This window comes from Neobacillus thermocopriae, from assembly GCF_010975035.1.
Taxonomy (GTDB): domain Bacteria; phylum Bacillota; class Bacilli; order Bacillales; family Cytobacillaceae; genus Neobacillus; species Neobacillus thermocopriae.
On record NZ_JAAIUV010000043.1, the window covers coordinates 1 to 9,191 of the forward strand.

11 protein-coding genes and 2 rRNA genes are annotated in these 9,191 nt (G+C 37.6%); all 13 read left to right on the top strand.

What is annotated here, in order from left to right; genetic code table 11:
• A 23S ribosomal RNA gene (locus G4Z05_RS15950) occupies nucleotides 1-203 on the top strand; the annotation flags it as partial.
• 95 nt (nucleotides 204-298) lie between these two features.
• Nucleotides 299-415, top strand: a 5S ribosomal RNA gene (rrf, locus tag G4Z05_RS15955).
• A 354-nt stretch (nucleotides 416-769) separates the two neighbouring features.
• Complete coding sequence (locus tag G4Z05_RS15960; protein WP_051968241.1) at nucleotides 770-988, top strand: sigma factor G inhibitor Gin; 219 nt, start codon at nucleotides 770-772, stop codon at nucleotides 986-988.
• Nucleotides 989-1,083: 95 nt separating this feature from the next.
• A complete protein-coding gene (locus G4Z05_RS15965) occupies nucleotides 1,084-2,517 on the top strand; it encodes an aminotransferase class I/II-fold pyridoxal phosphate-dependent enzyme (RefSeq protein WP_163252790.1) in 1,434 nt (477 codons plus the stop codon).
• A 25-nt stretch (nucleotides 2,518-2,542) separates the two neighbouring features.
• Nucleotides 2,543-3,172, top strand: a complete 630-nt coding sequence (gene tmk / locus G4Z05_RS15970) for a dTMP kinase (protein WP_038538232.1) — start codon at nucleotides 2,543-2,545, stop codon at nucleotides 3,170-3,172.
• A 928-nt stretch (nucleotides 3,173-4,100) separates the two neighbouring features.
• The gene (locus tag G4Z05_RS15975) at nucleotides 4,101-4,430 is read left to right on the top strand and encodes a cyclic-di-AMP receptor (protein WP_038538234.1); all 330 of its coding nucleotides are present in this window, start codon (nucleotides 4,101-4,103) and stop codon (nucleotides 4,428-4,430) included.
• Between the two features lie 17 nt (nucleotides 4,431-4,447).
• Nucleotides 4,448-5,455 (top strand): DNA polymerase III subunit delta', encoded by a 1,008-nt coding sequence (gene holB, locus G4Z05_RS15980; protein ID WP_163183888.1) that lies wholly within the window; start codon nucleotides 4,448-4,450, stop codon nucleotides 5,453-5,455.
• Nucleotides 5,448-6,275, top strand: coding sequence for a PSP1 domain-containing protein (locus tag G4Z05_RS15985; RefSeq protein ID WP_038538238.1), 828 nt, complete (start codon nucleotides 5,448-5,450; stop codon nucleotides 6,273-6,275). Before holB ends, G4Z05_RS15985 begins: the two co-directional genes overlap by 8 nt.
• A 13-nt stretch (nucleotides 6,276-6,288) precedes the next feature.
• Nucleotides 6,289-6,663, top strand: a complete 375-nt coding sequence (gene yabA / locus G4Z05_RS15990) for a DNA replication initiation control protein YabA (RefSeq protein ID WP_038538241.1) — start codon at nucleotides 6,289-6,291, stop codon at nucleotides 6,661-6,663.
• A 61-nt stretch (nucleotides 6,664-6,724) separates the two neighbouring features.
• The gene (locus tag G4Z05_RS15995; RefSeq protein WP_163252792.1) at nucleotides 6,725-7,468 is read left to right on the top strand and encodes a methyltransferase; all 744 of its coding nucleotides are present in this window, start codon (nucleotides 6,725-6,727) and stop codon (nucleotides 7,466-7,468) included.
• Complete coding sequence (locus tag G4Z05_RS16000; protein WP_038538247.1) at nucleotides 7,455-7,742, top strand: GIY-YIG nuclease family protein; 288 nt, start codon at nucleotides 7,455-7,457, stop codon at nucleotides 7,740-7,742. The genes G4Z05_RS15995 and G4Z05_RS16000 overlap by 14 nt, the downstream gene beginning before the upstream one ends.
• Nucleotides 7,720-8,595, top strand: a complete 876-nt coding sequence (gene rsmI / locus G4Z05_RS16005; RefSeq protein WP_163252794.1) for a 16S rRNA (cytidine(1402)-2'-O)-methyltransferase — start codon at nucleotides 7,720-7,722, stop codon at nucleotides 8,593-8,595. Before G4Z05_RS16000 ends, rsmI begins: the two co-directional genes overlap by 23 nt.
• 118 nt (nucleotides 8,596-8,713) lie before the next feature.
• Nucleotides 8,714-9,191 (top strand): transposase (locus G4Z05_RS16010; protein ID WP_205597402.1); only part of this gene is annotated, 478 nt, incomplete at its 3' end.

Genomic DNA, 9,191 nt, shown 5'->3' on the forward strand with positions numbered 1-9,191 from the left:
TCTTGCCAAAGGCACCGCTGGGTAGCTATGTGCGGAAGGGATAAGTGCTGAAAGCATCTAAGCATGAAGCCCCCCTCAAGATGAGATTTCCCATAGCGTTAAGCTAGTAAGATCCCTGAAAGATGATCAGGTTGATAGGTCAGAGGTGGAAGCACGGTGACGTGTGGAGCTGACTGATACTAATCGATCGAGGACTTAACCAATTGAAAAAGTGATGGCATTTGCTTTTGGTGAACTCGTTCTTCCCTACTTCTTCTGCATTATCTAGTTTTGAGGGAATGAACCTCAATTGAATAGGTCCGGTGGCAATGGCGAGAAGGTCACACCCGTTCCCATACCGAACACGGAAGTTAAGCTTCTCAGCGCCGATGGTAGTTGGGGCGAAAGCCCCTGTGAGAGTAGGACGCTGCCGGGCAAAAAAAGCAATCTATTCATAGGTTGCTTTTTTATTTTATTTGCTGAGATAAACAGATGTTGCTTTGAGAAAGTATTTCAGCGTTTAGCGGAGCACAAGGGCAAGAAATGTCTACAAATATTAAAGTTGCCGAAGAGGCTTTACTGGAAAGTCTACGATCTGATTTTCTTGGATTACAAGTCAACAATTATGATTAACAAAGTGTATTTTTTATAAAAAGTACACTGTACAGAAAGAAATCACATACAGACATACACCCAATTCCAAAACCCAACATATGATATAAATTAAGACTAACAAGATGAAAATTCAAAAAATTGTATACAAATTGATTTTAGCGGGCAGAATGGGTGTATGGAGGTGGAAGAGTTGAATTCAAATTTAGCTCATAGGCAGTTTGAAGAAACATGCATTATTTGTGAGAATTTAAAACCAAAAGGCATACATCTATACACTTCTTTTATTTGTACAGACTGTGAACATGATTTAATACAAACTGATACCAGTGATCCAAAGTATAGTTATTTTCTAAATAAGTTAAAAAAAGTAACCACACCTGAAATTTTTTCATAACAAAGTCCAATAATGGGCTTTATTTTTTTGCATTGAGAAGAGAAATATAAATCTATGTTAAAATAAATAAGGACTCTAAAAAAGGAAGCATGAAGATGGTCAAACAATCTGAAATCCCATTATATACTGCGTTGTGTAACCATAATAATAAAAAGCCAATCTCTTTTCATGTACCCGGGCATAAATATGGCCTTCTTTCTCATGAGGAGAGTTTTTTTCATGATATTTTAAAAATTGACGCCACAGAGTTAAATGGTTTAGATGATTTACATTCACCGGAAGGGCCAATATTAGAAGCAGAAACTCTCTTAGCTGAGCTATATCAGGTACAAAAAAGCTTTTTTCTCATAAATGGCTCCACTGTAGGGAACCTGGCAATGATGATGGCTGTGTGTTCAGAAGGGGATACTGTTCTTGTTCAAAGGAATTGTCATAAATCAATTATTAATGCATTAAGATTGGTGAAGGCTCAGCCAATCTTTTTGGATCCGGAGTATGATGAGAATTGGAAGATTTCAGCAGGGGTGAGTAAATCTACTGTTGAACGGGCGATCCGGTTATTTCCTGATGTGAAAGCTATTGTTTTAACCTATCCAAATTATTATGGCATGGTTTATGATTTACAAGGCATTATTCGAGAAGCACATATACATAACATTCCTGTACTTGTTGATGAAGCACATGGGTCCCATTTTATTATTGGCAGCCCGTTTCCAAAATCGGCTGTTACATTAGGAGCGGATGTTGTTGTGCAATCTGCACACAAAACTCTTCCAGCGATGACAATGGGATCATTTATGCATATAAATAGCCGGCTGGTAGATGATGAGAAGCTAAAGGAATCTCTTACGATTTTCCAATCGAGCAGTCCTTCTTATCCAATCATGGCATCACTGGATTTAGCGAGGAATTATCTTGCAGAATATCAGCAAAAAGATGTTGATTATTTGCTATCAGAAATAAATAAATTTAAAAAGGAATTAGCTAAAATACCGATCATAAAGGTATTAGACTTCCCAAATGCAATAGGTGATTGGTTAAAAATAACAATTCAAACACGTTGCAGTTTAAATGGATTTGAACTGCAACAGAAGTTAGAACAATATTCTATTTATACAGAATTAGCTGATCCGAATAATGTACTTTTGGTCTTGCCGTTGCTTAAAAAAGGACAAACCTATCCTTTACAAGAGACTGCAATAAACATAAGGAAAGCTTTAGAAAATTTACCATACCAGGAACCAAGGCAATATACATTTAATAACAGAATTAAAATTTCTCAACTGGCTATTGAATATAAAGAAATGGATCGGTTAGAAGCAGAAGATATAAGCCTGGAAAAAGCATTGGGGTGTGTTTGCGCTGAAACTATTATCCCTTACCCACCAGGAATTCCACTACTTTTAAAAGGGGAACAAATAACAGCTGATAAACTAGACCAGTTAAAAAGGATGATCGAAATGGGTGCTCGTTTTCAGGGGGGATCATTACTAAAAATGGGTTTGGTTAAGGTGTTTCGTACATTGTAAGAGGATCAATTGGAGGTTTTTATAAATGACAAATGGAATATTTATTACATTTGAGGGGCCTGACGGGGCAGGTAAAACAACCATCCTCAGCATGATAAGTGAAAAGTTTAATCATGCGGTTATTACTAGGGAACCGGGCGGCATAGATATTGCAGAACAAATTCGAAAAGTTATTTTAGCAAAAGAGAATACAGCGATGGACCCAAGAACAGAGGCGTTGCTCTACGCCGCTGCAAGAAGACAGCATTTAATGGAACGTGTAAAACCTGCCTTAGAGGCAGGGAAAATGGTACTTTGTGACCGATTTGTCGATAGTTCATTGGCTTATCAAGGTTTTGCCCGGGGCTTAGGGATTGATGAAGTTTGGACAATTAATCAATTTGCAATTGAACAGATGATGCCAGATTTAACAATTTATTTTGATATAGAGCCGGAAGCGGGTCTATTAAGAATTAGTAAGAATAAGGGAAGAGAGATAAACCGATTAGATTTAGAAAACCTTAATTTCCATCAAAAAGTAAGAGAAGGATATCATATTCTATTGGAAAGATTTCCTGAAAGAATTGTGAAGATCGATGCCTCGGGAACATTGGAGGAAGTCTATAAAAAGACTTTACAAATCATTGAAACTAAACTAGCAGAAAAAAGCCTATAATGTAAGGCTTTTTTTATTAATGTGCGCCCGGCATGTACATGAACTATAGGGTGTAAGTCCCGAACCCCGAAGACAGAAGTAGAGGTTAGCCAAGAGCAAGGGTGTCCGTGGTGACGCGGAATCTGAAGGAAGCTGGAGGCAAAACACCGGTCCGAGGAACACGAACCTCATATAAGGCTAGGTATGATTGAGTGAGTTTGCATAACAAAACAAAGCTCTTTCTGTCGAAGGTCATATCGAGTAAATGAGGCGGATAGATGGTGTGAAAGTGCATGTACTTACCCGGGGAGGTCTGGCGGATATGTGAAGTACTCTTCATAACCTACTTAGTGATAAGTAGCTGAACCGTCAGAAGTCAGCAGAGGTCATAGTATTAGTTGGTCTAGAACAACTAAGAAGGACCGAACAATTAAGAGAGAATAGCCCTTGGCATTCAGTGAGTCATGATGAACACAGAAAACGTAGTACCTCACTTGAGGGAGGAAGCGGTGAATCCCGTGGGAGACCTCTTGGAGGGTGGAGTGACCACTGGCATAAAGAGAACAGCTATTCACGGAAGTTATAAAGACTTGCGTCAATTATCTTAATTGAACCGCCGTATACGGAACCGTACGTACGGTGGTGTGAGAGGACGGGAGTTAATCGCTCCCTCCTACTCGATTGGGTAATTTTATGAATATGATATTAAGTCATTTAACCTTGGAAAAGGCTTATTGCTTGAGAAAAATAAAGAGATTCTCCTATTTCTATAACTTTAGTCTTCCCCACTTTAATAACTCCAAAAAATTTAGCACTTAGTTACTTTCCATCGACTGTCCTTTCTTTACATTTCCTATCATCTTCCTTTTATTGCGAATGAACACATAGCTTGACTTTGCTATAATATAAAAAAGCAAAAGTCGGATAGGAAAAGGAAAGGGTGGTTTGAATGAAATTAATTATTGCTGTGGTACAAGACCAAGATAGCAATCGGCTGTTGAAAGCATTGGTGGATAATAATTTTCGAGCGACGAAGCTAGCCAGTACGGGAGGCTTTTTAAAATCAGGAAATACAACTTTTATCATTGGAACGGAAGATATTCGTGTAGATCGTGCTTTGCAAATCATTAAAGATAATTGTAGAGCACGAGAACAGCTTGTTTCACCTGTATCACCGATGGGAGGCAATGCCGATTCCTATGTTCCTTATCCTGTAGAGGTAGAAGTTGGAGGCGCGACTGTATTTGTTCTTCCAATAGAGCAGTACTTACATTTTTAAGTTAGAGAGTGATAAATTTGGTAAATACGTGGGATCAGCTGGAAAAGCTACAGCCAACCATTCTTCGGATGTTAAAAAATAGCCTTTTAAAAAATCGAGTGGCCCATGCCTACCTTCTTGAAGGATTAAAAGGGGTAGGAAAAAAAGAAGTTGCATTATTGTTTACTAGGGCACTTTTTTGTGAAGAAAAAATAGATGGCTATAAACCTTGTGAATCATGTCATAATTGCCGCAGAATTCTTAATGGTAACCATCCTGATGTTCATATTGTGGAACCAGATGGTTTGTCTATAAAGGTTGACCAAATAAGGGAACTACAAGCAGAATTTGCAAAAAAAGGGGTAGAATCTTTGAAAAAGGTCTACCTCCTTATTCATGCGGATAGAATGAGTGTTAGTGCTTCAAATAGCTTACTTAAGTTTCTTGAAGAACCAAATGCCCAAACAACTGCCTTTTTAATAACAGAACAGCCTCAGCAAATATTACCTACTATTCTATCCCGATGCCAAGTTTTAACATTCCAACCACTTCCACCACAAGTTTTAGTAAATAGGTTGATTGAAAATGGTGTAGTGCCAACAAAGGCTCCCCTCTTGGCTTCCTTGACAAACAACTTGGAAGAAGCACTTGCTTTAAATGTCGATGAATGGTTTGCACAAGCTCAAAAAATAGTGGTAAAATTATATGAGGTGTTAGATAAGAACCCATTGGAAGCGATGGTCACGCTTCAAAATGACTGGTTCGGGCACTTCAAAGAGAAAGAACAGATTTATCTTGGTTTAGATCTATTACTTCTTATTGTTAAGGATTTACTATATATACAAATAAATAAAGAGGGGAATATTGTTTTTAAAGGAGAAATAGAACGGTTAAAGAAATATGCTTTACGAGCATCTAGCCGGCGCATACAGAATCAAATGTCAGCCATTCTTGAAGCCAAGAGAAAGCTGCAAGCAAACATGAATCCTCAGCTTATGATGGAACAGCTTGTGTTAAATTTGCAGGAGGGATCTTCGATTGTTTGATGTTGTAGGAGTACGCTTTAAAAAAGCGGGAAAAATCTATTATTTTGATCCTGGAGACCTCCCAATTCAAAAGGATGACTTTGTCATTGTTGAAACCGTACGTGGTGTGGAGTATGGCAAAGTGGTCATCGCTCGTAAACAAGTTGAGGAGCATGATGTTGTCCTCCCATTAAAAAAGGTTGTAAGAATTGCGGACCAAAAGGATCGGATAATTGTTGAGGAAAATAAGCAGGCAGCGAAAGAGGCCTACGAAATATGTAATGAAAAAGTCCATGAACATCAACTAGATATGAAGCTAGTGGATGTTGAGTATACATTTGATCGGAATAAAGTGATCTTTTATTTTACAGCCGATGGCAGAGTCGATTTCCGCGAGCTTGTGAAAGATTTGGCAGGCATATTTCGGACAAGGATAGAATTGCGTCAAATTGGTGTTCGAGATGAAGCCAAGATGCTTGGCGGTATTGGTCCTTGCGGTAGAATGCTTTGCTGTTCTACCTTTTTGGGAGACTTTGATCCGGTTTCCATTAAAATGGCTAAGGATCAAAACTTATCGTTAAATCCTACAAAAATCTCAGGCCTGTGTGGTAGGCTTATGTGCTGCTTGAAATATGAAAATGATGAATATGAGTCTGCAAAAGAGCAGCTGCCGGATTTAGGAGAGATCATTGAAACACCACAAGGTATAGGAAAAGTAGTTGGGTTAAATATTTTAGAACGTGTTCTTCAGGTAGAATTAACAGAACAAGAACGTGTTCTCGAGTATACTTTGGATGAGATTATTAAAGAAGGTGCCTATTCGATACCATCCACAGATTAATGAGGTGGAAGACGTGGATAAAAAAGAGATTTTTGAATCAGTAAGTAAAATGGAGACACAAATTGGCCATCTATATCAAAAGCTGGGGGAAATAAAAGAGCACCTGGCTGAAATACTAGAAGAGAATCATTGTTTAAAACTTGAAAATGAACATTTAAGGCGCCGTCTGAATGTAACCACGGAAGAAACAAAGAAAGTAGAAGAGAATAAAAATGGTGATGCTACATCAAAGCTGAATTCTAATGGGAAAGTATTTGATGTAGGTGAAGGATATGATAATCTTGCCCGGCTTTATCAGGAAGGTTTTCATATTTGCAATCTTCATTTTGGGAGTTTGCGCAAGGAAGGCGACTGTTTATTTTGTTTATCATTTCTTAATAAAAAATAACTTACAAGAGGCTGAAATGGATCAGCCTCTATTTTCATACTTATAAAAGGAATGGATGCATGTGATTAATCTTAAAGGAGACGAACGTTTAGATTACTTGTTGGCGGGAGATTTGAGGATTATTCAAAGCCCTTCTGTCTTTTCTTTTTCACTGGATGCGGTACTATTAGCTAAATTTGCTTATGTTCCCATTCAAAAAGGAAACATCATTGATCTTTGTAGTGGAAATGGGGTCATTCCATTATTTTTAAGCACGAGAACAAAAGGGAAAATTATTGGTGTAGAGATTCAAGAGCGACTTTATGATATGGCCGTGAGAAGTATCCAATATAATGGCTTGGAAAATCGAATCCAGATGGTTCATGGTGACATCAAAGAAATGCCCAAGCAATTGGGCTATGGTAGATTTGAGGTCGTTACTTGTAACCCTCCATATTTTAAGACACCTCCAGAAGGTGAAATAAATCCAAATGAGCATCTGGCTATAGCTCGTCATGAAATTCTTTGTACACTAGAAGATGTTATTAAAGTATCTAGTGATCTTGTCAAGCAGGGGGGCAAAGTGGCGTTGGTTCACCGCCCTGGCCGATTAATGGATATAGTCACCTTAATGCGTCAGTACCGATTGGAACCTAAACGGATTCAATTTATCTATCCGAAACAGGGCAAAGAGGCCAATACACTTTTAATAGAGGCAATAAAGGATGGTAGTCCGGATTTAAAAATCCTTCCGCCGCTTGTTGTCTATCATGATAATAACGAATATACAAAGGAAATAAGAGCGATTTTATATGGGGAATCATGAGCATTATTTTTATGTTTTAACTTGTAATGATGGAAGTTTGTATGGAGGGTATACAAATAATCTTGAACGTCGAATGAGGCAACACAATGAGGGGAAAGGAGCAAAATATACAAGGGGAAGAGGTCCAGTAAAGCTAACCTTTTTTAAAAGCTTTGATAATAAAACAGACGCAATGAGGGAGGAGTATTATTTTAAAAGACTGTCCCGTAGGAAAAAATTAGAGTACTTATCAAAAGAGGCTGGTGAGGATAATGTTGCAGCAAAAAAGTTTTGAAAATGAGGAGCAAAAAGGAATTCTTTATCTTGTACCTACACCCATCGGCAATTTAGAGGATATGAGTTTCCGTGCTATCAGAATATTAAAAGAGGTAGACTTGATAGCAGCAGAGGATACAAGAAATACGAAAAAGCTGTTAAATTATTTTGAGATTAATACTCCTGTTGTCAGTTATCATGAGCATAATAAAGGATCAAGTGGAGATAAATTGATTGAAAAACTAAAAGAAGGCCAAAAAATTGCTTTAGTCAGTGATGCAGGAATGCCGGCGATTTCAGACCCAGGATACGAATTAGTTTTTGAAGCAATTCATCATGAGTTGACTGTTGTTCCGATACCAGGGGCAAATGCTGCTCTTACATCTTTAGTTGCCTCTGGCATTGCCTGTCAGCCGTTTTATTTTTATGGTTTTCTTTCGCGCGAAAAAAAAGAAAAGCGAGAGGTTCTAGAAACGCTTAAAAAGCAGACATCAACATTAATCTTTTATGAGTCCCCACATCGTTTAAAGGAAACGCTGAAATTAATGTTTGAGATTTTCGGTAATAGACGAATTGCACTTTGTCGGGAATTAACGAAAAAGTTTGAGGAGTTTATACGTGGCAACCTGCAGGAAGCGGTGGAATGGGCTAACGAGAACGAAATACGAGGGGAATTTTGTTTGATTGTTGAAGGTTCGGCTGATATTTCAGAGGAAGAGAATAATTGGTGGAGTAATCTTTCTGTGGTAGAGCATGTAAACCATTATATCTCTGTAAAAAATATGAATGCAAAAGATGCTGTGAAACAAACAGCAAAAGATCGATCCATGAATAAACGTGAGGTTTATCAAATTTACCATATTGATCAGTAAAAAAAGCCCCAATCCAGTAAGGATAGGGGCTTTCAGACTGTCGACAAAATCCTTTTTTAAAGGATTTTGTCGACATTTTTTGTATAATTATGTTATAGAATATCGAGGTGATATTGAAATGCTTACTAAAAATACACAAGTAAATCGAGATCAATTAGAAATGATTACTTTAGACCAGCTGGTTCCTGAAAATCACTTGGTTCGTAAGATAGAAGCTGCTATTGATTTTTCATTTATATATAAATTAGTTGAGAATATGTATTCATCTGAACGTGGTCGTCCAAGTATTGACCCTGTTGTATTAATTAAGATGGCTTTTATTCAATATACCTTCGGTATTCGCTCTATGCGCAAAACTATTGAAGAAATTGAAACAAATCTTGCTTATCGTTGGTTCTTAGGTTTTGGGTTTCATGATAAAGTCCCCCACTTCTCAACCTTCGGAAAAAACTATGAAAGACGTTTCAAGGATACAGATCTATTTCAAAAAATCTTCTACCGCATTCTAAAAGAAGCTTCTGATAAAAAGTTGATTAGTGCTGAACATGTATTTATTGATTCTACGCATGTTAAAGCAAGTGCAAATAAACGTAAAT

Excerpts from the sequence above, each read along its gene's own strand:
- rsmI (WP_163252794.1), top strand. The coding sequence starts at position 7,720 with ATGTTGCAGCAAAAAAGTTTTGAAAATGAGGAGCAAAAAGGAATTCTT.
- G4Z05_RS15975 (WP_038538234.1), top strand. The coding sequence starts at position 4,101 with ATGAAATTAATTATTGCTGTGGTACAAGACCAAGATAGCAATCGGCTG.
- G4Z05_RS15965 (WP_163252790.1), top strand. The coding sequence starts at position 1,084 with ATGGTCAAACAATCTGAAATCCCATTATATACTGCGTTGTGTAACCAT.
- G4Z05_RS15960 (WP_051968241.1), top strand. The coding sequence starts at position 770 with ATGGAGGTGGAAGAGTTGAATTCAAATTTAGCTCATAGGCAGTTTGAA.
- tmk (WP_038538232.1), top strand. The coding sequence starts at position 2,543 with ATGACAAATGGAATATTTATTACATTTGAGGGGCCTGACGGGGCAGGT.
- G4Z05_RS16000 (WP_038538247.1), top strand. The coding sequence starts at position 7,455 with ATGGGGAATCATGAGCATTATTTTTATGTTTTAACTTGTAATGATGGA.